25 protein-coding genes are annotated in these 22,904 nt (G+C 68.9%); 11 read left to right on the top strand and 14 right to left on the bottom strand.

Annotated elements, in window-relative coordinates:
• The first annotated feature begins 37 nt into the window (after positions 1 to 37).
• On the top strand, positions 38 to 982 hold the full coding sequence (locus ACFYZJ_RS27940; protein ID WP_388572382.1) for a GNAT family N-acetyltransferase: 945 nt from the start codon (positions 38 to 40) through the stop codon (positions 980 to 982).
• A gap of 248 nt (positions 983 to 1,230) precedes the next feature.
• Positions 1,231 to 2,088, top strand: coding sequence for a hypothetical protein (locus tag ACFYZJ_RS27935; RefSeq protein ID WP_388572380.1), 858 nt, complete (start codon positions 1,231 to 1,233; stop codon positions 2,086 to 2,088).
• 42 nt (positions 2,089 to 2,130) lie between these two features.
• Here ACFYZJ_RS27935 and ACFYZJ_RS27930 read toward each other — a convergent pair whose 3' ends face one another.
• The 6 genes from ACFYZJ_RS27930 to ACFYZJ_RS27905 all read right to left on the bottom strand — a co-directional run bounded on the left by ACFYZJ_RS27930 (position 2,131) and on the right by ACFYZJ_RS27905 (position 6,470).
• Positions 2,131 to 2,832, bottom strand: coding sequence for an SDR family oxidoreductase (locus ACFYZJ_RS27930; RefSeq protein WP_388572378.1), 702 nt, complete (start codon positions 2,830 to 2,832; stop codon positions 2,131 to 2,133).
• Between the two features lie 177 nt (positions 2,833 to 3,009).
• Positions 3,010 to 3,846 carry an alpha/beta fold hydrolase gene (locus ACFYZJ_RS27925; RefSeq protein ID WP_388572376.1) on the bottom strand — a complete coding sequence of 279 codons (837 nt, stop codon included), beginning with the start codon at positions 3,844 to 3,846 and terminating at the stop codon, positions 3,010 to 3,012.
• Between the two features lie 290 nt (positions 3,847 to 4,136).
• Positions 4,137 to 4,655 carry a BlaI/MecI/CopY family transcriptional regulator gene (locus tag ACFYZJ_RS27920; protein ID WP_388572477.1) on the bottom strand — a complete coding sequence of 173 codons (519 nt, stop codon included), beginning with the start codon at positions 4,653 to 4,655 and terminating at the stop codon, positions 4,137 to 4,139.
• Positions 4,656 to 4,823: 168 nt separating this feature from the next.
• Complete coding sequence (locus tag ACFYZJ_RS27915) at positions 4,824 to 5,273, bottom strand: SsgA family sporulation/cell division regulator (RefSeq protein ID WP_388572374.1); 450 nt, start codon at positions 5,271 to 5,273, stop codon at positions 4,824 to 4,826.
• Positions 5,274 to 5,391: 118 nt separating this feature from the next.
• Positions 5,392 to 5,826 carry a universal stress protein gene (locus ACFYZJ_RS27910; protein WP_388572372.1) on the bottom strand — a complete coding sequence of 145 codons (435 nt, stop codon included), beginning with the start codon at positions 5,824 to 5,826 and terminating at the stop codon, positions 5,392 to 5,394.
• Between the two features lie 146 nt (positions 5,827 to 5,972).
• Complete coding sequence (locus tag ACFYZJ_RS27905) at positions 5,973 to 6,470, bottom strand: cupin domain-containing protein (RefSeq protein ID WP_388572370.1); 498 nt, start codon at positions 6,468 to 6,470, stop codon at positions 5,973 to 5,975.
• Positions 6,471 to 6,683: 213 nt separating this feature from the next.
• Between ACFYZJ_RS27905 and ACFYZJ_RS27900 the strand changes: the two genes are divergently transcribed.
• A complete protein-coding gene (locus ACFYZJ_RS27900) occupies positions 6,684 to 7,256 on the top strand; it encodes a TetR/AcrR family transcriptional regulator (RefSeq protein ID WP_388572368.1) in 573 nt (190 codons plus the stop codon).
• Between the two features lie 182 nt (positions 7,257 to 7,438).
• Here the strand turns inward: ACFYZJ_RS27900 and ACFYZJ_RS27895 are convergent, their stop codons facing one another.
• Positions 7,439 to 8,008 (bottom strand): TetR/AcrR family transcriptional regulator, encoded by a 570-nt coding sequence (locus ACFYZJ_RS27895; protein ID WP_388572366.1) that lies wholly within the window; start codon positions 8,006 to 8,008, stop codon positions 7,439 to 7,441.
• Between the two features lie 543 nt (positions 8,009 to 8,551).
• Between ACFYZJ_RS27895 and ACFYZJ_RS27890 the strand changes: the two genes are divergently transcribed.
• From ACFYZJ_RS27890 to ACFYZJ_RS27880, 3 genes are all read left to right on the top strand, one after another.
• On the top strand, positions 8,552 to 9,571 hold the full coding sequence (locus tag ACFYZJ_RS27890) for a zinc-binding dehydrogenase (RefSeq protein WP_388572364.1): 1,020 nt from the start codon (positions 8,552 to 8,554) through the stop codon (positions 9,569 to 9,571).
• An 84-nt stretch (positions 9,572 to 9,655) separates the two neighbouring features.
• Positions 9,656 to 10,492 (top strand): alpha/beta fold hydrolase, encoded by an 837-nt coding sequence (locus tag ACFYZJ_RS27885; protein WP_388572363.1) that lies wholly within the window; start codon positions 9,656 to 9,658, stop codon positions 10,490 to 10,492.
• Positions 10,493 to 10,707: 215 nt separating this feature from the next.
• A complete protein-coding gene (locus ACFYZJ_RS27880) occupies positions 10,708 to 11,121 on the top strand; it encodes a hypothetical protein (RefSeq protein ID WP_388572361.1) in 414 nt (137 codons plus the stop codon).
• A 137-nt stretch (positions 11,122 to 11,258) separates the two neighbouring features.
• On the opposite strand, the gene ACFYZJ_RS27875 is transcribed toward ACFYZJ_RS27880, so the two are convergent.
• Entirely contained in the window at positions 11,259 to 11,798 is a 540-nt protein-coding gene (locus ACFYZJ_RS27875; RefSeq protein WP_388572359.1) for a GNAT family N-acetyltransferase, read from the bottom strand.
• A gap of 546 nt (positions 11,799 to 12,344) precedes the next feature.
• On the opposite strand from ACFYZJ_RS27875, the gene ACFYZJ_RS27870 reads away from it, so the two are divergent.
• The 3 genes from ACFYZJ_RS27870 (at position 12,345) to lpdA (ending at position 15,814) form a co-directional block, all read left to right on the top strand.
• Positions 12,345 to 13,172 (top strand): enoyl-CoA hydratase/isomerase family protein, encoded by an 828-nt coding sequence (locus tag ACFYZJ_RS27870; protein WP_388572357.1) that lies wholly within the window; start codon positions 12,345 to 12,347, stop codon positions 13,170 to 13,172.
• 166 nt (positions 13,173 to 13,338) lie between these two features.
• Positions 13,339 to 14,205 (top strand): alpha/beta fold hydrolase, encoded by an 867-nt coding sequence (locus ACFYZJ_RS27865; protein WP_388572355.1) that lies wholly within the window; start codon positions 13,339 to 13,341, stop codon positions 14,203 to 14,205.
• 208 nt (positions 14,206 to 14,413) lie between these two features.
• Positions 14,414 to 15,814 (top strand): dihydrolipoyl dehydrogenase, encoded by a 1,401-nt coding sequence (gene lpdA, locus ACFYZJ_RS27860; protein ID WP_388572354.1) that lies wholly within the window; start codon positions 14,414 to 14,416, stop codon positions 15,812 to 15,814.
• A 139-nt stretch (positions 15,815 to 15,953) separates the two neighbouring features.
• On the opposite strand, the gene ACFYZJ_RS27855 is transcribed toward lpdA, so the two are convergent.
• Positions 15,954 to 16,475, bottom strand: a complete 522-nt coding sequence (locus ACFYZJ_RS27855; protein WP_388572353.1) for a TetR/AcrR family transcriptional regulator — start codon at positions 16,473 to 16,475, stop codon at positions 15,954 to 15,956.
• A 192-nt stretch (positions 16,476 to 16,667) separates the two neighbouring features.
• Here ACFYZJ_RS27855 and ACFYZJ_RS27850 point away from each other — a divergent pair, with 192 nt between their 5' ends.
• Positions 16,668 to 17,621: an NADP-dependent oxidoreductase gene (locus tag ACFYZJ_RS27850; RefSeq protein WP_388572351.1), complete on the top strand. Its 954-nt coding sequence runs from the start codon at positions 16,668 to 16,670 to the stop codon at positions 17,619 to 17,621.
• A gap of 210 nt (positions 17,622 to 17,831) precedes the next feature.
• On the opposite strand, the gene ACFYZJ_RS27845 is transcribed toward ACFYZJ_RS27850, so the two are convergent.
• The gene (locus tag ACFYZJ_RS27845) at positions 17,832 to 18,539 is read right to left on the bottom strand and encodes an enoyl-CoA hydratase/isomerase family protein (RefSeq protein WP_388572350.1); all 708 of its coding nucleotides are present in this window, start codon (positions 18,537 to 18,539) and stop codon (positions 17,832 to 17,834) included.
• A gap of 172 nt (positions 18,540 to 18,711) precedes the next feature.
• Between ACFYZJ_RS27845 and ACFYZJ_RS27840 the strand changes: the two genes are divergently transcribed.
• Entirely contained in the window at positions 18,712 to 19,383 is a 672-nt protein-coding gene (locus ACFYZJ_RS27840; protein WP_388572348.1) for an enoyl-CoA hydratase/isomerase family protein, read from the top strand.
• Positions 19,384 to 19,449: 66 nt separating this feature from the next.
• On the opposite strand, the gene ACFYZJ_RS27835 is transcribed toward ACFYZJ_RS27840, so the two are convergent.
• The 4 genes from ACFYZJ_RS27835 to ACFYZJ_RS27820 form a co-directional block, all read right to left on the bottom strand.
• Entirely contained in the window at positions 19,450 to 19,734 is a 285-nt protein-coding gene (locus tag ACFYZJ_RS27835; RefSeq protein WP_388572346.1) for a hypothetical protein, read from the bottom strand.
• A 291-nt stretch (positions 19,735 to 20,025) separates the two neighbouring features.
• Positions 20,026 to 21,048: a zinc-binding alcohol dehydrogenase family protein gene (locus ACFYZJ_RS27830; protein ID WP_388572344.1), complete on the bottom strand. Its 1,023-nt coding sequence runs from the start codon at positions 21,046 to 21,048 to the stop codon at positions 20,026 to 20,028.
• A gap of 183 nt (positions 21,049 to 21,231) precedes the next feature.
• On the bottom strand, positions 21,232 to 21,951 hold the full coding sequence (locus ACFYZJ_RS27825) for a hypothetical protein (protein WP_388572342.1): 720 nt from the start codon (positions 21,949 to 21,951) through the stop codon (positions 21,232 to 21,234).
• 28 nt (positions 21,952 to 21,979) lie between these two features.
• Complete coding sequence (locus tag ACFYZJ_RS27820) at positions 21,980 to 22,822, bottom strand: alpha/beta fold hydrolase (RefSeq protein WP_388572340.1); 843 nt, start codon at positions 22,820 to 22,822, stop codon at positions 21,980 to 21,982.
• Positions 22,823 to 22,904: the final 82 nt, after the last annotated feature.

The following is a 22,904-nucleotide window of genomic DNA, read 5'->3' as shown; positions in this document are numbered from 1 at the left end:
GGGGCTCCGCCCCAACCCCCAGGACCAGGAGGCACGGATGGTTGTCGAGACCGCGTACGGACTGACCACGGCAGTGGTGACGGCCGACGAAGCCCTGAACACGGACTGGGCTTCGCTGCGAGGTGAGTTCGACGTGGTCCGCGTCCTCGACCCCAAGCCGCGCAGCCGACCGCAACTGCGGCGGGCCGGGTTCGCCGTCCATCCGGCCTGGGTCACCTGGATCGCTCCGGCCTGCCCTTCCGAGGAGGCCTTTCTCGACGGGCTCTCCGGGAAGGAACGCCGTAGTGTCCGGGCCGGCATGCGCTTCGTGGACGAACAGGGCATCCGCATGAAGGCGGTCCTGCCACTGGATTCAGACACCTACGACGCCTTCCTGGAACTGTACGAACGCCAGATCAGCACCATGCGTCACGGTGTGCCCTTCGCGCGTCACGACCGTGACGACGTCCTCTCGCACGCCGACGAGTACTTCGCCGTGCAGGTCCTCGCGGACGACACGCTCGTCGGCTGCTGCGTGTGCCGCGTTCGCGAGGACGTGTCCACGGTGGTGATCCGCTTCGCCGCCACAGCCCCGGACAGCCGGCAGCATCGTGTCGTACGAGCCATGTACATGCAGGCCTTCCAGGTTGCCCGCGAACTGGGCTGCCGGGACATCTCACTGGGCACCGATCCGGCACTGTACGGCCACATCGCCAAGCCGGGCCTGTTCAGCTTCAAGACGGCGCTGCGCTTCACTCCGATCCCGGCCCGGTTCTTCGGCACGGTGGACGAACCCGACGAGGCCACCCGAGTGCTCCGCCTCGACGCGCTGAGCGAACCATCCCTGCTGCTGCGCTACCACCTGCCCGCTGATGACGGCTCCGGGCTGATCGTCGAAGGGGCCCCGCTGGGGCTCGATGTGTTGACCACCCAGCCGGCCCCCGACCTCCGGCCGTACCGGGCACCCTTTGTCCAGGACGTCGATGTGCGACTGGTCGGGTGATACGGCATCCCGGCCGGCGCCTTCGTAAAGCGTTCCCGCGGGCCCTTCGACGGACCTTGCAGCCGGAGTCTTCCCTGCGCGACCACGACCGTATCGTCCACGGTCAACTCGCCCCTCGGACACAACGCTTGACGATACGGTGATGAGGGCCTCGACCTTACGGTCGGGTCCTCGTTGCGTGTTCGTAGGTGATGGTGATGCCCAGGGCGTCGTAGAGCGGGCCCTTCTTCTCGATGGCGGCGGTCTGGATGCGCAATCTTTCCGAGACTCTCAGTGATCTGCCGGATCCGTCGCGCGTCGAGCGGGGATTGCTTCTGCCGGGTGACGGCGGGGTGCGCGTCGAGCTTCCTCTGTGCCGGGTCCTTGTCCCGCTGGGCGCCGTTGATCCACTGGGTGACGACAGCGGGGTCGGCTCCGGCGTCGAGGGCTGCCTGGTAGCGGGCGAGCGGCCGCTCGCATTCCTTGATCGCCTGGCGGGCTTGGGCCTGCTCGGGGGTGTGGGGCTCTGGGGTGCTTGCGGCGGCGCTCGCGTGGGTGAGCGCTTCGATGGTGGCGGAGAGCCGGTCAGGGGCGAAGGCCCGGGCGATCCACCGGTTCAGGGCCTGGCACACGATGTCTTCCCGCAGGTAGACGGTGCGCTGGCGCGCCAGGTCGGGGTAGAGGGCGGCTTCCTCCTCTTTGAACTCGCAGCGGTGGTAGACGCCGCTGCGGATGGTGGCGGGCTGCATCTTGCGCCCGCACAGGCTTTACCGGATCCGACCGCGCAGAGCGTAGGGGCTCCTCGGCGGGGGCATGTGGGTGCGGTGGCCGAGGGTGACGTCATCGACGTCGAGGAGGCGTTCTTCCTTGTGCTTCTCGTTCCGGACCTCGTGGCCGGTGTAGCGGGGCTTGAGGAGGATGGCGCGCACGGCGCCCTGTTGCCATGCGGTCTTCTTGCGGTGCGGATTGCCGGTGGCGTCGTGGGCGGAGGGGCAGGGGATGCACGGTTCCGCTCCACGGATGCCGCCGTGTGCGGCGCGGATCCTCCCGGGCTGAAGTACCGCCACACTCGGTCGCTGCTGCTCCGACAGTCCACCTGGCATGTCAGGTGGACTGCCCCATGCTGACACGTCAGCGAACGTCTCCGGGTCCCGGCGGCTCTGCGGACGTCACTCCACGAGTTGGGGGTACAGCGTCTCGATGTCCGCCGCCAACCCCGCCTTGACGCGCCGGGACAGGTCGTCGGCGAGCACCTCGTACGCTCCGGACTCGACCCCGTCGATGGCCAGCGCGGCCACTTCCTTGGGGCTGGACTTCGCCGCGTCGACGCCTGCTGCCATGTCGGTGTCGATGTATCCGACGTGCAGACCCGTCACATCGATACCGCGTGGTTTCAACTCCAGCCGCAGGGAGTTCGTCTGCGACCACAGGGCCGCCTTGGACGCGCTGTAGGAACCGGCGACACCGATCCAGGAGAGGACGGAGTGGACGTTGAGAACGTGGCCGCCGCCGTTGGCCTCGATGATAGGGACGAAGGCACGGGTGACCCGCAGGGGACCGTAGAAGTTCGTCTCGAACTCTCGCCGGACGTCCTCGATCGGCGAGGTGAGGAACGACGCCTGCACCGAGACGCCCGCGTTGTTGATGAGTACGGTGACGTCCTTCGCCTGCTCGGCCGCTGCTGCCACCGACGCCGGATCGGTGACCTCCAACGCCAGCGGCACGACGTCGGGGTTGGTCACCGAGCGAGGGTCCCGTGCCGTGGCGTACACCTTGGCCGCGCCACGCGCCAGCACCTCTTCGACCAGCGAGCGCCCCAGTCCGCGGCCGCCGCCGGTGACGAGGACCACTGCCTTTTCGAGCGATGTCATGTTCAGCTCCTCAGGAGAACCCGTCGCCCCGAAACCCAACCGACCGTCACGGTTGGACACGTATGAAACTGATACGTAGAGGCGACGCACACGTCATGAGACATGTGCTCAGCAGTTTCGTCAAGTCATCGCATACGTATATCGGCATGGTCGGGCGATCGGCGTCCCTGCGGGCCCTCAGCGCAGGAAGTCCAGGACCTCCCGCGCGAACTCTTCGTGGTGCTGGAACAGGAAGCCGTGTCCGGAGTCCGGGTACATACGCACGCGGGCGTTGGGCAGCGAACTCCCGAGCAGCTGGAGTGCGGGGGGCGGGACGACCAGATCGCTGTCGCCGCCCGCGACGAGTGCGGGCTGCTCGATCGCGTCGAGCCTGCGCAGCGCGTCCTGATCCGGCACGCCCCATTCGAGTATGGCCTCGTACTGGGCTTCCCGGGCGTCCGCACTCACCGGCAGATCTCGGTCGCGCTCCCGTTCCATGAGGCGTCCGAGGAGTTCCAGGCCGCTGCGCTGGCTGGACTCGGTGTGGTTGAAGAAGGTGTACAGATAGTCCTGGGCCCCCAACTGATCCGAGTTGACATGGGCGAGGATGTCGTCCCGCAGTCCGTGAATGCCCGGGGCGCCGCGTGGGGCGGTGGCCGCGAGGACGAGCCGGCGGACGGCGGCCGGCTGGAACACGGCCAGTTCCTGTGCTGTGTAGCCGCCCATGGAGAACCCGAGCACGTCCATGTGCCGCACTCCGAGTGCCTGGAGGAAGGCCACGGTGTCGAGGGCGATGTCCCCGATGGTGCGGGGTGTGCTGCCGCCGCTCAGACCGACACCGGCGTTGTCGAAGGCGATGACGTCGCGTTCCCTTGCCAGCGCGTCCACCAGAGCGGGATCCCAGCTGTCCAACGTGCCGCGGAAGTGCTGGAGAAGAAGCAGCGGAGGCTGTGAGTCCCTGGGACCGCATCGGCGGTAGACATAGGTGATGCCGTGGGCCGCTCCGACCGTGCGGTTCGGCGTCTCGATGTACATGTGGGCTCCTGCGCCGGTGAAGTGCTCATCGGTAGGCGACGAGCACACGGACGGCGTCGAGTCTGACGCCGTCTCCGACGCCGGTCATCAGCCATTTGACCGTACGCGGCTCTCATGGGCAGTGAAGCGCGGGCGATTTCCTGTGGTCACGGCCCGGAGCGGGCGTGCGGGCTCACCGGGCGTGCCGGCCCACCGGGCCGTACGGACAGGCCCGGGACGAGGCGAGGGTGGTCGGCGGCCGACGACGCAGGTGCGCCTCGGCCGCTCTGCCCTGTTTCCGCGCGGCCGGGTCAGTGCCCGCCTGCAACGGCATCGGCCGATGTGATCGGGGTGTACAGGACCGACCGGTCCTGCTTCTGGCGCCGAATGAGGCCCTTCGCGACGAGTCCTTCCAGAGTGTTGCGCACGACCTGGGGCGTGGGGACCCGGTCGGGATATGCCTCGATCAGCTCTTCCCGCAACTCCTGGGCCAGGCGCGGTTCGTCGTGCTTCTTGAGCAGGTCCAGCAGAAGGTCTCCGAGGAGGGGGCGCCGCGCGGCACGTCCCCGGGGTGCCTTGTCCTTGCGTGATGACCCACGCCCGGCGGCCCTGACCGCGCGCGGACGCGACGCGGACTTCTCCTTCGTGTCCGTGCTCGGTGCTTTCTCCGGCTCCGTGGCCTGAGCCTGTTCCGGCACCGTGGTGGAGTGCTCCGCGAGGTTGAGGATGTCCAGGAGGAGTTTCTCCTCCTGGCGCAGAGCATCGAGCTGACGTTGCAGCTCTTTCTGCTGCCGGTGGTTGTCCTCCAGGTCGGACGCGGCCTGCTCCATGTACCGCGACCGGACCGTGGCGGCGGCTGACTCGGTGGGCACAGCCCTCACTCCCTTGCATGTGGATGACCTGGGCATCGTACTCAGGAATGTCCACACGTGACGAGGGAGGAGAGATGTGCGATCGTCACGGGTGACATGTGCCGGGTCCGGGACCGGCACTCCTCGTCAGGCGGGCGGGAGGGGAATCCTCGTGAGGGCGTCCCAGTCCAGCAGGGCGTCCTCGTCACCGGCGGGCACGAGTTCATAGGTGTGTTCGAGCCACCGGTGCACTTCGGTCAGGTCGGCCGCGAAGGTCGCCTTCCTCTGGGGGCGCTCCAGTCTCAGATACAGCAGGGGAGTGGCGGACGGGGCGCGCGAGGGCCAGGCCTTGAAGTCGCCGTCTCCGCTGAGGCCTGAGACGCCGGCGCTCAGGACATCGCGCCCCACCACCCAGGTGACGTGGGTGTCCGCGGACACATGAAGCTCGAGGCGCACGGCGAGCGGATCGTCGGCGCCGTACTTAAACACACATTCGATCGTGCTGTCTTCGGGCGGCGCGGACAGGAAGTGGAGGCTGGTACGCAGCGCCGAGAGTGGCTGCCGCGTGTCGTTGCTGCGGTCGAGTCCGTCAGTCATGCGCCCGATGTCCTTTGTTTCGATGGCTTCGGCCCTCACCGGGTCAGCCCGAGCCCACCGACGGCGGGCGGGGGCGCCCCGGGATCTGGTGCGACGCGGAGACGGGAACCGTTCCGGGCTATTGGCTGGGAAGCGTCACCTCGGGAGCCAGCAGAACTGCGATTCCGCCTGCGTGCGCGACGGCGTCACTGACCCGGGGGTGGAAGAAGGCAGCGACCGAGCCACGGTGGTGGGGGCTGACGACCAGCAGGTCCGCCTTGAAGTCCTCCGCCGCAGCGGAGATGACGGAGGGCACCTGGTTCGTCAGGCTGTGAGCCAGGCTCCCTTCCGCCTCCACGCCAAGGTCGCGGAGTGTGGCCAGAGCCTCTTCCAGAATCGCCTCGCCCTGGTCTTCTTCTTCCAGCTCCACGACGGTGTCGCCCGCGACCATCGATGTCACGACGTGAAGCACGTGGACTGTGCCGTTCGCCGAGCGGGCCAGCTCGCCGGCCATCAGGAGCGCCGTCTTCCGGGCGGCACTGGGATCGATGGCCACCAGGATGCGTTCGAACACGGCGTTCTTCCTCTCTGTGACCGCCGCGGCCGGGGCTTGGGCGGTGTGGTGACGGTATGGCCGGGAGGGCGCGTCGACCTACCAGCGACAATATGACTGGTCGTCTTAAAAGTCAACGCCGACAGTGCCCTCCCGGCGCAGCCGGGTCAGGGCAGCAGCGGCGGCCCGACGATCTGGATGCCGTGTGCGGCGGCGAGCCGGGTCAGTTCCTCCGGGTCGGGACCCGGGCCGGGCTCCGGCACGGTGCCCTCGAACGGCACACCCACGTCGGCCACGAACGCGTCGAAACCTCCGCCCGGAGTGTGCAGCGTCAGAAAGCGAGCTGTCGGGGAAGTCACGACGAAGCCGTGCGCCAGCCCGCGCGGCAGCAGTGCGAGCGCGCCCGCCCCCACGCTCCGCACCTCGTTGCCGACCTCCACCCGCAGCGTGCCGTCCAGGATGAGGAATGTTTCCTCGTCGGACTCGTGCAGGTGCAGCGGCGACATGTAGCCGCGTTCACCGGTGTGCTCCAGCAGCGCGTAGGCGCCCGCGGTGTCGGCGGCCCGCGCCCGCATGCGCACGAGACCGCCGAGGAACCGCACCGCCTGCTGGGTGTCGGGGTCCGTCAGAACGGGGGATGTGATGTTGCCGGACAGGGAAGTCACTGCTCTCCTCGCTTCCGCTCAGTTCGGGTGACATTCGAGCAGAGGGCGCAACGAGCCGTCCAAGACGGATGCGGCATCGCCTCATGCCGGATCGGCATGCGCCGGGCGCGCGCCCGCGCGTCACGATCACAGCGGCGGTACCCGTCGGATAGGACGGAAACCGCAGTTCACGGACTTTTTGACAATCTCAAGCAGACCGGCCATATTGATGGCATGCCTCAGGTGAGCGTCAAGGGAAAGCTGATCGAACACGCGGAGACCGTGTTCCGCCGTCAGGGCTTCAATGGCGCCAGCGTCGCGGACATCACCAATGCGGCGGGTGTGCCGAAGGGCTCCTTCTACAACCACTTCAAGAGCAAGCAGGAACTCGCCGCCGAGATCGTCCGCCGCTACAGCCGCGGAACGGATCTGAGCATGCTCGGCACCGAGGGGCTCTCGGCGGTGGAGCAGCTGCGCGCACACTTCGCCGCCCAGGCCTCGCGTACCAGCTCCACCGGCGTCGAGTACGGATGCCTGCTGATGACCATGGCAAGCGAGGGACCCACGGTCGGCGACGAGGTCGGGACGGTCGTTCGCCGCAGCATCGCCGCGTGGGTCGGTGTACTGGCCCCGGTGATCGAGGAGGGGCAGCGGTCGGGTGAGATCACATCCCAGGAGCCCGCGAGTGACATCGCTGCTTTCCTGATCGACGCTTTCGAGGGCGCGGGGCTGCGCGGCAAGGCGACACGGGACGAGACCGCGGCCATGCGCTCCCTGAACCTGGCCCTCAACGCCATCAAGGCCTGACAACGGCATTCTTCCGGTGACCGGAGCGATCAGGACCACCGTTCGTCCCGTCGCTCTCACTCCGCGCGTCGCCGTACCGTGCTCCTGCGGTACGGCGTATCTCGCCCGGCGTGCCGGCTCCGTGTGATGGGGCGGCCACCTGGTGGTCCTGTCCGAGGAGCGCACCGGTGCCCTCTCGACCGTCAAGGGCGCAGCGCTTGGAGGGCGATGCTCATCTCCTCGGCCATGTGCGCGTGATCGGCCGCGGTCCTGGCCCGCAGCGTGGCGCCTTCGAACAGGTCGAGCAGGAAGGCGGCCATGGCGGCGGCGGACCAGGCAGTGGTGATCTCGCCTGACGCCTGACCGTCCGCGATCGTGGCAGTCATCGCATCGGTCCAGCTGTCCAGGGCCGCCCGGACCGCCTCACGAACCTTCTCGCCGGCGTTGGCGCCATCACTGGCGAACGTGCCGAGCAGACATCCGAACTCGATTCCGGAGCTGCGGATACGCTCGACCTGCGCGGTCAGGTGTCTTCGCAGGCGCTCCAGCGCGGGGCCCCCACCCTCCAGGATCGAGTAGTCGGTGGCACGCGCGTAGCGCAGGACGATCTCCACGGCGAGGTCCTGCTTGCTGCGGAAGTGGTTGTAGAAGGACCCTTTCGGCACGCCTGCCGCCTCGGCGACGTCCTGGATGCTCGCACCACTGAACCCCCTGCGGCGGAAGACGTCCTCGGCGTTGTCGACCAGTCGTTCCCGGACACTGATCTGTGGCATGTTCTCCGCTCCTCGGCGGTACGTGGCGGCACGACTGACGCGTCCGCGAAGTAGTGGACTGGGCGCCGGCCGTGGCCGGCCGAGCGACGACGGTGCCGTGAGGCACCGTCAGTGGTGCGCCACCTGGTCCGATGCCACCGGTTACCGCTCCGGCGGCAGGTGCGGGTCCGGCCGTCCTCACGACGGTGACGGCGTGGCCGCTGTCGTTGGTCGGAGCAGTGGGGAGCGGTGCAGCGAAACACGTCGACGTGCCACCGGACATATCTGCTCCCCCCTTTTCGTTTGGGCTGCGCTCTCAGCTCACGAACGGCTCGCGGTCTGGCCCCTGTCCCTCCCGCCACGAATGTGTCCGGTCGTCTTGGCAAAGTCAAGTCAGCCCACACGTGCGGCGATGCCGTCCCCCCTTACGAGTGCCGGCCTGCGGTCAAGAGTGTGGCCACAAAGATTCCACTACCGCACGCGATGCTGGGATCGATGGCCGGTGGGCACACACGGACCATCCGTTTCCCACACATACTCGCCTTTCCGCCAATGGAGTTGCTCATGACCATGTATCGCGCAGTCGAGGTCGCCCCGGACGGGGGCCTACGTCTCACTGAGCGGGAGCTGGTCCCGCCGGGTTCGGGTCAGGTGCGTATCCGGGTGGAGACTTGCGGCATCTGTCACAGTGACTCGATCGTCGTGCATCCGCATGACGAGGGGGAAACCGGCCGGGTTCCCGGACACGAGGCCGTCGGCCGCATCGACGCTCTCGGTGAGGGCGTCACGGGGTGGAACGTGGGCGACCGGGTGGGCGTGGGCTTCCTCGGCGGGCACTGCGGGGTGTGCGCGGCATGCCGGCTGGGTGACTTCGTCGGCTGCACCGACCAGCCGTACACGGGTGTGCATGTCGACGGTGGCTACGCCGAGTACATGTACGCCCGGCAGACCGGCCTGGTCGCCGTGCCGGAGGAGATGAGCGCCACCCGGGTGGCGCCGCTGCTGTGCGCCGGGTTCACCGTGTACAACGCCCTGGTCGACACCGTACGGCAGCCGGGCGGCCTGGTGGCCGGTGACCTGGTGGCCGTGCAGGGCATCGGCGGCCTGGGGCACCTGGCCCTGCAGTACGCGCGTGCCCTGGCACTGCGGGTGGTCGCGATCGCGCGCGGGGCCGACAAGGAGGAACTGGCCCTCGAACTGGGCGCGCACCACTACGTCGACAGCAAGGCCTCGGACGTCGCCGAGCAGTTGACCAAGCTCGGGGGTGCCCGGATGGTGCTGGGCACGGCGGCGGGCGGGGACGTGAGCCCGCTGCTGGATGGCCTGGCCCGCCGGGGCCGGCTGGTCCTGGTGGGGGTGTCGCCGGAGCCGGTCCGTGTCGCGCCGCGTCAACTGATCTTCGACGCGGTGCAGGTGTCCGGCTCCCTCACCGGAACCTCGGCGGAGAACGAGCAGAACCTCGCCTTCGCCCAGGCACATGACGTGGCGCCGATGGTGGAGCAGGTGTCGCTGCCCGACGCGCAGGCGGCCTACGACCGGATGCTGCGCGGCGAGGCACGGTTCCGCATGGTCATCGGCATCTGACGGCGGCGTACGTACTTCCGCCCAGCCCACTCTGACCGGTACCCCGGGAACGGGGCGCCGTCTTTCATGAACAGGAGTCCTTGCATGTCTGCTTATGTGGCCGATGCGGCCGAGACCCGTTACGTCGAGGGACCGCTGGGGGAGCGTTTCGCGTACCGCAGGTTCGGCCGGGCGGGCGGCCGTCCGCTGGTGATGCACATGCGGTTCCGTGGCACCGTTGACCACTGGGACCCCGCCTTCCTTGAGCCGCTGGCCGCCGAACGCGAAGTCATCGTCTTCGACAACCGGGGCATCAACCTGTCCAGTGGCAACCCGCCCGCCTCCATCGAGGACATGGTGGAGGGCTCCCTGGCCTTCATCCACGCGCTCGGTCTGACGGACATCGACGTGCTGGGCTGGTCCATGGGCGGCTTCGTCGCCCAGGGGGTGGCGCTGGCGGCTCCCGAGATCGTCCGTCACCTGGTGGTGGCGGGCAGCTCGGCGGGCGGTGTACCGGACCTGCCGCCGCCCTCGGCCCGCACCCAGCAGATCATGGCCAAGCCGGTCAACGTGGCCGAGGACTTCCTCTCCCTGTTCTTCCCCGAGACCGAGCAGGCGACCGCCGCGGGCCGGGCCTCCCTGGAGCGCCTGGAGTACCGGCTGAAGGACTCCCAGGCGGTCGTAGGCCCCGAGGCGGTGCGCGGCCAGCTGGGTGCCATCAGCTCGTTCAAGGGCTACTGGCACCGGCAGGAGGAATTGACCCTGCCGGTCCTGGTCGCCAACGGCGCCCACGACGTCATGATCCACGCCTACGCCACCTACGCGATGTCGCAGAAGCTCCCCGACGCGAAGGTGATCCTCTACAGCGACGCCGGACACGGCTTCCTCTTCCAGCATCCGGACGACTTTGCCCACGAGGTCAACCGCTTCCTTTCCGCCTGAGCCCGGTACTGCCGCGCGGGCGCCGCCCTCGTCCCCGCGCGGCCCCTTCATCGTGCACGCCGGTCCAAGAGGTTGCCCATGACCGCGGTTGCAGCGGAAGTCCATCTCGGTCACGCCGTGGCCCGTCTGTCCATGGGGCAGCCATCGCTGAGCCGCCACGTCCAGCGTTTCGAGAAGGCCTCGGGGTACTGCTCTTCACCGTGCCTCGAACGGGGGTGACCCTGACCGAGACCGGACGGCTCGTCGGCCGAGGCGGAGAACGCGCCCGCCCGGACGCCCGGTTGTTGCTCACCGCCCGCGCGTACGCCGGTGCGGCCCGGTCGGAGACGACCGTGGCGGCCCCCGTGGGTGCCGGTTTCGTCGGCGCCACCAACGCGGCGAGGAAGTCCCTGGTGCGCTCCCTCACCACAGAGCTGGACGGCTCGGGCCCGAGGGTCCACGAACTCGTCACCGGTCCCCTTCGCACGCGTCCGCGGGCGGCCATCGGAGCGGACCACCCCGGCTGGTTCAGCGCCGAGGCTCTCGGCCGGCACGCGGCCCTGATCGCCGGTGACGGCCCGTACGTCGAAGCACCGCTCCGGTACCTGATCACCCGCGCGCAGGGAGTACGGACCTCGCCGCCGCAGTGATCTCCGCGACGGCCCTGGCCTGTGCGTCACCGCCCAGTGGACGCCCCCGCACGTGGCGCACCGGGTGTGCCGCGTCGGGCCGGATGGGCCGAGGTCACACCGGAAGACCGCGTCACGCCGAAGCACGGCGGACCGGGTCAGGCCGAAGCATGGCCACATGTGCCGCGCACACGCCGGGGCGAGGCCTTCTCGGGCACGCCCCACACGAAGTGGACGACGTTGTCGCCGTCCTTCGCGCAGTCCTGCGTACCGTCCAGGGCCTCCGCCGGCTCGACATGCGCGTTGAGCGAGTTGCAGATGGCAGTCATACGGCGGTTGTCACGCGTCGTCACGACCACCGCTTGCCGGACTCCCAGGAACGGCGCCTGTGACACCGCCCAGTGCGCCAGCGCCGTGCCGAGGCCCACGTCCTGCCAGCCGTCCTCCACGAGCAAGGCCAGCTCACCGCTGTTGGCCCCTTGGGGCAACAGGTGGGTCGCGGCGACGACCACGTCGGGACGGTTCACGGGACTCGTCACCCAGCTCACACCCTGTCGGGTCAGGCGGGCCCACTCGTGCTCGCGCAGGGCGAAACGCCCGGTCTGGTAGCGACTGAAGAGCGTCTGCGGGGAACAGCGGCCGTGCATGGCGTTCACCGCCGCGAGATCCGCCGCCTCGGCTCGCCGGGTCACGGTCATCCGGCCCGATCGGGTGCGGATCCGGTGCCCCGCGGATCCGGCCGTGCCGGCGGTAGGGGCTGTCAGCGCATCAGGTGTCACAGTGAGGTCCTGTATCGGGTGCAGGGGCGGAAAAGCGCGACATCCGCTCCGTCGTGGATGTCGTCGGCACGTCGGTTCGGCTTGTGACAGTCGGGCGGACGGGCGGAGCGACCGGATGAGGGTGCGGCGGTCCGTGCCGTCGCCGACGACATGTGAGGCCAGTTCAGCGCGGAAAAGCGCTGTCCGCTTCCGTCGAACGACTGACGGTGGGCGAAGAATGACTGACGCGTCGGCCGGTGTTGCCCCGGCGGGCGAGCCCCCGTGGTCGGCCCCCGAGGAACACATGACACCACACGTTGGTCCACGGCCCCGCGTATGAGCGAAATGTGCCCGATCGGGCAGCGTTGGCGTCCGGCACCGCCCACGGCATGCCGACGGCCTTAGTGTCATGGTCAGTCGACCGGTCTTCTGAGACAGGGCCGGTGTGCCATTTCCTGCGTGCACCCTACGAACCGGGATTTCTCCATGTCGAACACCGCAACCGCCTCCACGCATACACCTGTGCGTGCCGAACAGCAGAGCCCTGGGTACTGGAAGGTCACCTTCGACAATCCTCCCCTCAACCTCTACGAGCCCGAGATGGAGTCCGCCCTGGCGAAGATCGTCGACCAGCTGGAGGCGGACCCCGACGTCAAGGTGGTCGTCTTCGACAGCGCCGTTCCTGACTTCTTCATGGCACACCTGAACCTGGGCAGGGTCGCGGAGTTCGGGGAGGGAATGCCGACGTGGTTCGACATCATCGGCCGTCTCGGCAGCGCCCGCTTCATCACGGTGGGTTCTCTGCGAGGCCGTGCGCGTGGCATCGGCAACGAGTTCCTGACCACTCTCGACGTGCGGTTCGCCAGCCGGGAGAAGGCTGTGCTCAGCCAGCTGGAGATCGGTACGGGGATCATCCCCGGCTGCGGTGGCATCCAGCGCCTGGTGCAGCTCACCGGGAGGTCACGGGCCCTGGAGATCATCACCTCCGGTGAGGACTACGACGCCGACACGGCCGCACTGTACGGCTGGGTCAACCGTGCCGTCCCTGACGCCGAACTGGACGCGGTCGTCGACCGTTTCGCGCGGCGGATCGCCTCCTTCGACACCGACGCCCTCCGCGCGGTCAAGGAGATCATCAACGAGGAGGCCCCGCTGCACAGCCCCGACGACCTGGCAGCCACCCACCAGCGCTTCGCCGGGCTGCTCGCCCGGGACTTCGTCCAGCAGCGCCTGCAGCTGTCGGCGAAGGCGAGCCCGGAGGTCATCTACGACCTGGAACTGAACATGGGCGAGCGCCTCGGCCCTCGCGCCTAGTCCGGGCACCTACTCCGCTCGCCGTAGCGCTGCACGCTGTAGCGCCGCATGCCCAGGGCGGCCCGAGGGCCCCGAACCAGCGGGCACGCGCCGGACGCCGGTCCGCGGCCCGCACGCTCCCGCCTGACCTCCCTATTCCGCTCATCAGTACTGAAAGGCGCTTACCGTGGCCACCGAATCCACTCACAGCCAGATCACGACGCCCAACCTCCATGTCGAGGCCGGCGACGGCGTCACCTACCGCTACCGCCGCTTCGGCCGCCCCAACGCGAGCGATCTGCCGGTGGTCTGCCTGGTGCACTTCCGCGCCAACCTCGACAACTGGGATCCCGAACTCGTCGACGCACTCGCGACCGAGCGCGAGGTCATCCTGGTGGATCTCGCCGGGGTCGGCGGTTCCACCGGGACCACTCCGAACACCGTCGAGGAGATGGCGCACAACGCGATCGCCTTCCTCGACGCCATCGAGCTGCGCCGCTTCGACCTGCTCGGCTTCTCCCTCGGCGGTTTCATCGCCCAGGAGATCACCCTCTTCCGCCCGTGGCAGGTACGCCGGCTGGTCCTCGCCGGTACGGCGCCCCGGGGCGGCCGGGACATCCACCAGTACACGGCCGGCGCCATTCGTGAGGCGGCCTTCGACGACGCCCCCTCTGCCGGGAATCTGCTCACCCTCTTCTTCGAGAAGAGCGAGTCCAGCCAGGCCAAGGGCATGGAGTTCCTCAAGCGCCTGGGGCTGCGCACCGCCGAGCGGGACACCGCGACGGACCTGGCCGTTCGTGACGCGCAGCTGACCGCCATCTCCGCCTGGGGTGTACGGGACGACTCGCGCCTGCAGCGCCTGGCGTCCATTCAGCAGCCGGTTCTGGTGGCCAACGGCGACAACGACGAGATGGTCCCCACCAAGAACACCTACCTGCTGGCCGAACACCTGCCCAACGCGAGGCTGAGCATCTACCCGGACGCCGGGCACGGATTCCTCTTCCAGTACCCGGCCGAGTTCGCCGAAGAGGTGAACGCCTTCCTCGGCAGCTGACGGCCCTCGCCCAGCGAGCGGTCCAGGCCCGCGCTCGCTCCGCGACTCATCCGTACCGCACGTATCCAGAAATCGGGAACACCTCCATGCGCAGCCAGCCTCACGTCCGCCTCCGTCGTGGCCTCGTCACCGGCCCCGGTGAGCACACGACATCCTCCGCGGTCACCTTCCTGCCGTCGGCCATATCGAGCAGGAGGGCTGGCTGACCATGGGCGCACATTACGACGTCGTCGTCCTGGGCGCCGGCCCGGGCGGATACACGGCCGCTGTCCGGTCGGCCCAACTGGGGCTGCGTACCGCGGTCGTCGAGGAACGCTTCTGGGGCGGGGTGTGCCTGAACGTGGGCTGCATCCCGGCGAAGGCGCTGCTGCGCAACGCCGAACTCGCGCACATCTTCACGCGGGAGGCCAGGACCTTCGGCATCGAGGTCGACGGCCAGGTGCGGTTCGACTATGGCGAGGCGTTCCGGCGGAGCCGGCGGGTCGCCGACGGCCGGGCCAAGGGCGTCAGCTTTCTCATGCGGAAGAACAAGATCACCCAGTACGACGGGCGCGGCCACTTCACCGACGCCCACACCCTGAGGGTGACGAGCGCCGACGGCGGGGTGGAAACGGTGACCTTCGACCACTGCATCATCGCCACCGGCGCCACCGCCAAGCTGCTGCCCGGCACCCGGCTGAGCGAGCGGGTGGTGACCTTCGAGGAGCAGATCCTCGTCGAGGAACTGCCGGACAGCGTCATCATCGCGGGCGCCGGCGCGATCGGCGTCGAGTTCGCGTACGTGCTGCACAACTACGGCGTCCGCGTGACCATGGTGGAGTTCGCGGACCGGCTGGCCCCGCTGGAGGACGAGGAGATCTCCTCGGAGCTGGCGCGGTGGTACCGGCGCCTCGGCATCGAGGTGCTGACCTCCACGCGGGTGGACGCCGTCTCGGAGGAGGCCGACAAGGTACGGGTCACCGTCACCCGCGGCGGTCAGCAGCAGGTTCTCGAAGCCGACAAGGTGCTCCAGGCCCTCGGCTTCCAACCGAACGTGACCGGCTACGGCCTGGAGAACACAGGGGTACGGCTCACCGCGCGGGGCGCCATCGACGTGGATGGCCGGCTGCGTACCCATGTCCCCCACATCTTCGCGATCGGCGATGTCACGGCCAAGCTGATGCTGGCGCATGCCGCCGAGTCGATGGGCATCGTGGCGGCGGAGACCATCGGCGGAGCGGAGACAATGGAACTCGACTACGTCATGATCCCGCGCGTCACGTTCTGCAAGCCCCAGATCGCCAGCTTCGGGTGGACGGAGGCACAGGCACGGGAGCGCGGCTTCGACGTGCGGGTGGCGAAGTTCCCGTTCACCGCGAACGGCAAGGCGCAGGGCCTCGGTGACCCGACGGGCTTCGTGAAGATCATAAGTGATGGAAGGTACGGTGAGCTGTTGGGCGCGCATCTCATCGGCGGAGAAGTGGCCGAGCTGCTGCCGGAGCTGACGCTGGCCCAGCAGTGGGACCTGACTGTCCATGAGGTCGCGCGCAACGTGCACGCGCATCCCACGCTCAGCGAGTCGGTCAAGGAGGCCATTCACGGCCTGTCCGGCCACATGATCAACATGTGACGCCGTGACCCGGCCGGAAGGTGACCGGAAGGTGACCGGAAGGTGATCCCGTCGGCCGCCGGCCGGGAATCGTCCTGGCCGGCGGCCGCCGGCCGGCAACCCGGCGGTCACCATGCCGGCCACGTGCCGGGCGGTGCCGTCAGCGACGGGAAGTCGGAGGCAGGGGCGGGTCGAGGGAGCGCAGCAGACTGCGGGCGGGGGGCCCTGTCGGCAGGGGTTCGTCGTCCGCCACGGCGCAGGCACGCAGGATGAACGCGATCAGCCGGCGGGACGCCTTGTCCGCGTCGGACCCGCTGCCCATGACGACGCCGGCGTTGGCGAGCAGCAGCAGCGGAAGATCGTGCGGGGAGAAGTCGGGGCGCAGAGCCCCGGCCTCCTTGGCGCGCCGGACCAGACGGGTGAAGCCGCGCATGGCACGGCGCCGGTGGGCTTCGAGTTCGGCCGAGGCCGGGAACGTCGTGTTCAGTACGACGGCCAGTCCCTGGTCCTCGCACTGCAGAGCGGCCACGTGCTCGATGTAACCGCAGAAGCCCACCCATGGATCGGGCTCTTCCAGGGCTCGGTCGGCGGCATCGGCGTATGCGCGGACCCGGGGCGTGAACACCGCGGCGACCAGTTCCTCGCGCCCGGCGAAGTTGCGCTGCAACGTGGCGATGCCCACTCCGGCACGCCGCCGATGTACCCGAGCTGTGTCGCCTCTCTCGGGGGCCCGGGCGGCCGTTCGCCGTCCCGGTGTGAGCCAGCATAACCGTAAGTGGTGTGGCTGCACCACTTATTGGGTGTGGCAGGTTTCCACCGCTGAATGACCTGTCCGCCATGGACGGCAGTCGTCGACGAGTGCAAACATGTGTGCATGAACGACACCACGCAGGCGTCCGCGACCATGCGCGCCTTCAGTCAGGACACACTCGGTGGCCCCGAGGTCCTCAAGCCCGTGAACGTATCTCGTCCCACTCCGGGGCTGGGGCAGATTCTGGTGCGGGTGCACGCCACGAGTGTGAACCCCGTCGATGTCATGAACCGGGCGTCGGGTGTGTTCGTCGGCAAGCCGCCCTTCGTGCTGGGCTATGACGTCTCGGGCACGGTCGCGGCGGTCGGCCCGGGTGTGACCGTGCACCGGGTCGGTGACGAGGTGTTCGGCATGCTGCCCTTCCCGCACGGCCTGGGTTCCTATGCCGAGTACGTGGTGGCCCCGGCTCGGCCTTTCGTGCGCAAGCCGGAGCGCCTGGACCATGTGCAGGCCGCGGCATTGCCCATGGCGGGTCTGACGGCCTGGCAGGCGCTGGTGGAGACCGCCGGGATCGGCGAGGGCAACCGTGTGCTGATCAACGGCGCGGCCGGCGGGGTCGGTCACCTGGCGGTGCAGATCGCCAAGGCACACGGGGCGTACGTGGTGGCGGTGGCGGCCGCGGCCAACGCCCACTTCGTGCGGGCGCTGGGTGCCGATGAGGTGATCGACTACACGACCACCGCCATCACCGAGGCCACCGGCGATCTGGACGTGGTCCTGGAGAGCATCGGCGGGGAGTACCCGGTCCAGGCCGTGCAGGTCCTCAAGCCCGGCGGGGTCCTGGTCTCGACGCTGCCTCCTTCCCTCGCCGCGGCGGCAGGGGCTGCCGCCGAGCGCGGGGTGCGTCTGGCGGGACTGTTCGTGGAGGCCGACCGGCTCGGCATGCGGGAACTGGCCTCGCTCGCGGCGGACGGCCGTATCACCCCCCACGTCGGTGCCACGTTTGCCCTGGAGGACCTGGCCAAGGCGCATGCCGGCAGGCCCGGCGCGGGCAAGACCGTCGTAGTGGTGTCCTGACACCAGCGTGCAGGCGCCGCGGTGATCGGCCGGACGGACCAGGTCGGCGCCGGCATCGGTCCGGTCGCCTGGGGGTCCGATCCCGGGCACGGTGACGCGGCGCGGCTGGTGGGCTCCTGGCGCCCCGGTTCGCCCAGGAAGGCAGGACCTCTTCGTCTTCGGGGCGGCCTGTCCTGGGCGGGACAGGTCATCTCCGCGCCTGAGTACGGGTCAGATCCCGGAAGTGAGCGCTTCGTTCCCCGCGGTGAGCTCTCGGAAGAGGCGCCGCTCCGTCGTGATGGCGTCGCCGAAGGGAAGGCGCGAACCGGCCACGACGGAGTGCTTCGCCGCGTGCAGCGCGGGCCCCGCGTTCCTGGCGATGGCCTCGACCCAGCGCAACGCCTCCCGCGGGAAATCGGTGCCCGTGAGGACGGTGTTGACCCATCCGACCCGCAGTGCCTCCTCGGCGAAGACGAGTCGTCCCGTGAGGATCGCCTCGGCCGCGCGACTGGGGCCTATCAGCCGAGGCAGCCGGACACTTCCTCCGCCGCCCGGAATGATTCCGACAGCGACTTCCGGCTGCTGGAAGCGGGAGCGCGGGGAAGCGACGCGCAGGGTGCACGCCAGGGCGATCTCATTGCCTCCGCCCGAGGCAAGACCGTCGACGGCCGCGACGGTGGGCTGGGGAATCTCCTCCAGCAGGCGCAGCGCACGCGACCACGAGCCGAGTTCCTCCTCGCTCGCCCGGCCCGCACCCGCCCGGGCCAGATCGGACAACTCGGCGTGGTCGATGAACTTGTCGTCCAGCCCGCTCGCCAGCATGACGACCTTCACCTGATCGGTCTGCCGACCCAAGTCCTCCAGCATGGACCCGAGTTGCACCATGGAGCTGAAGTCCATGAAGTTGCCGGGTTCCCTGGTGAACGTCAGGACAGCCACAGGGCCGAACCGATTCGAAGTCCATGTAGACATAGCCCGCTCCATATACGTGTGCGGACCGGCCAGGGTCTGGGCGTCCTGCTCGGTCCTGCCATCGGTGTCGGGACCAACCCTGTCCGATCGTCCCGGCCCGGCCATCAGTCATGTGACCAGTCTTTTCCAAGGAGCTGACATGCCAGCACTCGACCGTCAGAACGACGTGTTCGTCCTCGATCTCGGTGACGGCGAGAACCGCATCGACCGTGACTGGGTCACGGCCGTGGACGCCGCCCTGAAGGAGGTGGAAGAGGCTGAGGGTCCGCGGGCCCTCATCACCACCGGCACGGGCAAGTTCTACAGCAACGGCCTGGACCTGGACTGGCTGTCCGCCCATGACGACGAACGCCATGACTTCACCGTGCGCGTCCATGAACTCTTCGCGCGCCTGCTCTGCCTGCCGGTGATCACCGTGGCCTGCGTACAGGGCCACGCCTTCGGCGCCGGAGCGATCTTCTCCCTCGCACACGACTTCCGCGTGATGCGCGCGGACCGCGGTTACTGGTGTCTGCCCGAGTCGGAGATGGGTATGCCCTTCCCGCGCGGCATGGCCGCCCTGGCCCAGGCCCGTCTGAGCCCGCACATCGCTCAAGAGGCCATGCTCACCAGCCGCCGGTACGGCGGTGCGGAGGCCGAAGCCGCTCACATCGCCGACCGCGCGGTCGCGGGGGACGCCGTGCGCGGCACAGCGCTGGAGATCGCCGCAGCGCACGCGGCCAAGGCGGGTGACGCCCTGGGCACCACCAAGGCTCGCATGTTCACCGGGGTTCTGGCAGCGCTCCGGGACATCGACGCACCGTCGCACTGAGCTGGGGCACAGGTGCACGCACTGTCGGGCCGAGGCGTGCCGACGGGCTCCGTGCCCGCGGCCCTGTCAGGAAGCGTGGACGGGCGCGGGAGAGGATTTCACCAGGCCGGCCCGCTGCCAGTCGGTCACCTGCTCCTGAAGGAGCCGGCGAACCGCCGAGACGTCGACACCCCACGCGCTCCCGAGCACCGCGGCAGCGGCCCGGACGTTCCCACCGTGCTGCCGCAGGGCGATCCACATGGCGCTGGCCTCGGGCGCGTAGAAGTAGGGGGCGCCGTGGGGCGACAACAACGTGAGTGCCCCGTCCTCTGCGATGCCCGCCGTCACCCCGGCTTCGATCACGATGTTCACGTCGTCACGAGTCCCTTTCCGGCGGCAGTGGTAGAAAGCACGCCTCAGGAGTCCGAAGCCGCTTCGCTCACGTTCCCCCATATGAGCTCCGGACACCTGAGTCCGCCGTGGACGAGGCACCAACGTGCAACTGTCCTGCCCGAACCGTCAGGACCGGGTACGCCGCGACCCGTCCGCCCGTGGTACCGGCCCCTGGCGGGAGCGCCCTCCGCTCAAGGCGCCGCCACGGGCCGGAGATTTCTCAAAGCCGCCACCCATGACGAGTTGCGGTGCCGGAGGCGTCGGGGCGCTTCAGAAGCCGGTAAGAGTGATCTTGCCGATGGCGGTGCCGGATTCCATGATCCTGTGGGCCTCGCGCAGATTCGCCGCGTTGACGGGGCCCAGGTCCTTGGTCGCGGTGCTGACCAGGATGCCGGCGTCCACGAGGCGGGCCACCTGGGTGAGGATCCTGCGCTGCCGGTCCATGTCCGCGGTCTGGAACAGGGAGCGGGTGAACATGAACTCCCAGTGGAAGCTGATGCTCTTCGGCTTCAGCAGGCCGATGGGAAGGGCCTCGAAGTCGTCGATCGCGACGATCTGCCCGAACGGGTTGAGGGCCTCGGCGTAGGCGGCCAGGTTACGGTCGGTCCCGGCGGTGCTGAAGACATGGTCGATGCCGTGCGGAGCCACCTCCGCGAGCTGCGGCGACAACGCCCGGTGGTGGTCCACGATGTGGTGAGCGCCCATGCGGCGGGCGAAGTCGACCGTCTCCGGGCGAGACGCCGTCCCGATCACCGTCAGGTCGGTGAGCGCGTGGGCCAGCTGGCTGACCACGGCTCCGACACCGCCTGCGGCGGCCGTCACCAGCAGCGAGCCCGTCTCGTCGATCAGGTCGTGGTGCAGTCCGATCCGCTCGAACAGGCCTTCCCACGCGGTGAGCGAGGTCAATGGCAGCGACGCCGCCTCGGTGAAGGTAAGTGTGGTCGGCTTCAGAGCGACGAGGCGCTCGTCGACCGTGTGGTACTCGGAGTTGGCGCCCGGCCGGTCCAGGGATCCGGCGTAGAACACCTCGTCGCCGGGCTTGAAGTTCTCCACTTGGGCGCCGGTCGCGACGACCGTGCCGGCGGCGTCCCAGCCCAGCACCCGCTCACGGCCCTTCGGATCCTGGCTCTTCCGAATCTTGTGGTCGACCGGGTTGACGGCGATGGCCTCGACCTGGACGAGAAGGTCCCGGGGGCCGGGTTCGGGCACGGGCAGCTTGACGTCGAGGAGGCACTCGTCGTCGGTCAGCGGCAGGGACGCGCGGTAGGCGACGGCGCGCATGGTGGTGGTCATGTCGCAAGGTTCTCCTGGTAGGTGGGTCCTGGTGAGGACGAGGCCGTCCGGGCAGGCGGGCAGGTGGGCGGCGGGGAGGCCCCAAGGTTGCGGCTCGGTACCGGGTCACGCTGCCGTTCATCGGTCCGCCGCGGTGGCGCCGGTCTCGACCGGGGCCACCGCGGCGGAGGTGCGCCGGGCGGGTCAGGACACCGCGACGTTTTCGAGCCGGACCGAGACGACGAGCGGGTCAGGGATCTTGTGGCCGTTGTCGTCGCGGCTGTAGATCATCCGTGTGGTGGGGATGACCAGGCCGGATACTTCCTGGTGGCCGGAGATGTAGTGCGCGGCGGGGGTGTTGCCGGCGATCTCCACGCTGTAGTCGCGTCGGCGGATCAGCCCCTGCGAGTCGACGTAGACGGTCTGTTCGGTGCTGAGGGTGGCGATGCTGTCGGGGAAGGTGATGTGCAGGCGCCGGAACTTCTCCCCGTCCTCGGTCCACGGATCGATCTCTTCCGTCCGCACGCCGGGATAGGTCAGCGAGAGCGGCTCGGCGAGGTACGTCCACATGGCGCTGCCGGAGAAGTAGGCGAGCTGGAGCCTCGTCCACGGCGTCATCAGGTCGTGGCCGGCGAAGGAGGCGCGCGGATCGGTCAGTTCCTCGATCACGTTGCCGTCGGAGTCCTCCACCGCCACGCGGTCGGCGGAGAACGCCGTGTGGTGGTCGGGGTGGAAGAACGGCTTCTGGGTGACGTACTCGCGGCGCAGGTCGACGGTGACGTCGACGTCGTTGAGGGCGCCGGGGTGGCCCTTCATGCCCCACAGGGCGCCGCCGAAGAACTGCCGGGCGGTGATCCGGCTGGCTTCTTCCCAGCGGGTGCGCCCGCCGTAGGCGTCGAAGATGGTGCTGAGCAGGTCGGACATGGTGTTCTCCGTAATGACGTGGCGGGGGTCAGCCGAGGAAGGCGTTGACGTCCTTGGCGGCTTCGGCGGGGTACTGGAACAGCGAGGCGTGGGCGGCGTCGGGGTAGATCCGGATCTGCGCGTCCGGGATCAGACCGGCCATCAGGTAGCTGTTCTTCGTGGGGATCATCAGGTCGTCGTCGCCCTGGATGATGAGGGTGGGGCACTGGATGCCGGTGAGGCGCTGCAGCGCGGAGTGGTCCGGGATGCCCCACTCCAGTACGGCGTCGTACTGGGCGTCACGCGAGGCGAGGCTGCTGGGCACGTCCCGGCCCTCGGTACGGGCCATGAACCGGCCGAGGAATTCAACGCCCTTGGCCTGGCTGGTCTCGGTGTGGGCGAAGAAGATGTAGAGCAGGTCCTCACCGGTGGGCACCTCGGCGCGGGCGTGCGTCTCGATGTCCTTGCGCCAGCCGTGCATGCCGGGGGCGCCCTTGGGGCCGGTCCCGGCGAGGACGAGACGGCGGACCAGGCGGGGCCTGATCAGAGCGATGTCCTGGGCGGCGAAGCCGCCGATGGAGAAGCCGAGCAGGTCGATCCGTTCCAGGCCGAGGGCGGCGGTGAAGGTGATGATCTGCTGGGCCATCTGCGCGATGGTGGTGGCGAAGGCGCCGGTGGAGGAGGCGACGCCGGGGTAGTCGACCAGGATGACCTCGCGTTCGGCGGCGAGAGCGTCGACGAGGGCGGGGTCCCAGTTGTCGAGGTTGCCGGTGAAGTGCTGGAGCATGACGAGGGGGACCTCGCCGCCGGAGCCGAGCCGGCGGTAGGCGTAGCGGACACCGTCGGCCTCGACGAACTGCGTAGGAGCGGTGTGGTGGGTATCAGCGGACATGTTTCTCCCTGCCGGAACGGGATCGGAATCCTGGGGGTGGTGAAGCCGGGGGCGGCTTTCCGTGGGCTCGCCGTCCGTTCCA

Source organism: Streptomyces sp. NPDC001848, from assembly GCF_042891915.1.
Taxonomy (GTDB): Bacteria; Actinomycetota; Actinomycetes; order Streptomycetales; family Streptomycetaceae; genus Streptomyces.
Note: the sequence above shows the minus strand (reverse complement) of the source record. Positions and strands in the feature narration are given on the sequence as shown.

Bases quoted from the DNA above. Each gene is read 5' to 3' on its own strand.
- ACFYZJ_RS27940 (WP_388572382.1), top strand. From the start codon at position 38: ATGGTTGTCGAGACCGCGTACGGACTGACCACGGCAGTGGTGACGGCC.
- ACFYZJ_RS27935 (WP_388572380.1), top strand. From the start codon at position 1,231: ATGCGCAATCTTTCCGAGACTCTCAGTGATCTGCCGGATCCGTCGCGC.
- ACFYZJ_RS27930 (WP_388572378.1), bottom strand. From the start codon at position 2,832: ATGACATCGCTCGAAAAGGCAGTGGTCCTCGTCACCGGCGGCGGCCGC.
- ACFYZJ_RS27925 (WP_388572376.1), bottom strand. From the start codon at position 3,846: ATGTACATCGAGACGCCGAACCGCACGGTCGGAGCGGCCCACGGCATC.
- ACFYZJ_RS27920 (WP_388572477.1), bottom strand. From the start codon at position 4,655: ATGGAGCAGGCCGCGTCCGACCTGGAGGACAACCACCGGCAGCAGAAA.
- ACFYZJ_RS27915 (WP_388572374.1), bottom strand. From the start codon at position 5,273: ATGACTGACGGACTCGACCGCAGCAACGACACGCGGCAGCCACTCTCG.
- ACFYZJ_RS27900 (WP_388572368.1), top strand. From the start codon at position 6,684: ATGCCTCAGGTGAGCGTCAAGGGAAAGCTGATCGAACACGCGGAGACC.
- ACFYZJ_RS27895 (WP_388572366.1), bottom strand. From the start codon at position 8,008: ATGCCACAGATCAGTGTCCGGGAACGACTGGTCGACAACGCCGAGGAC.
- ACFYZJ_RS27890 (WP_388572364.1), top strand. From the start codon at position 8,552: ATGACCATGTATCGCGCAGTCGAGGTCGCCCCGGACGGGGGCCTACGT.
- ACFYZJ_RS27885 (WP_388572363.1), top strand. From the start codon at position 9,656: ATGTCTGCTTATGTGGCCGATGCGGCCGAGACCCGTTACGTCGAGGGA.
- ACFYZJ_RS27875 (WP_388572359.1), bottom strand. From the start codon at position 11,798: ATGACCGTGACCCGGCGAGCCGAGGCGGCGGATCTCGCGGCGGTGAAC.
- ACFYZJ_RS27870 (WP_388572357.1), top strand. From the start codon at position 12,345: ATGTCGAACACCGCAACCGCCTCCACGCATACACCTGTGCGTGCCGAA.
- lpdA (WP_388572354.1), top strand. From the start codon at position 14,414: ATGGGCGCACATTACGACGTCGTCGTCCTGGGCGCCGGCCCGGGCGGA.
- ACFYZJ_RS27850 (WP_388572351.1), top strand. From the start codon at position 16,668: ATGAACGACACCACGCAGGCGTCCGCGACCATGCGCGCCTTCAGTCAG.
- ACFYZJ_RS27840 (WP_388572348.1), top strand. From the start codon at position 18,712: ATGCCAGCACTCGACCGTCAGAACGACGTGTTCGTCCTCGATCTCGGT.
- ACFYZJ_RS27830 (WP_388572344.1), bottom strand. From the start codon at position 21,048: ATGACCACCACCATGCGCGCCGTCGCCTACCGCGCGTCCCTGCCGCTG.
- ACFYZJ_RS27825 (WP_388572342.1), bottom strand. From the start codon at position 21,951: ATGTCCGACCTGCTCAGCACCATCTTCGACGCCTACGGCGGGCGCACC.
- ACFYZJ_RS27820 (WP_388572340.1), bottom strand. From the start codon at position 22,822: ATGTCCGCTGATACCCACCACACCGCTCCTACGCAGTTCGTCGAGGCC.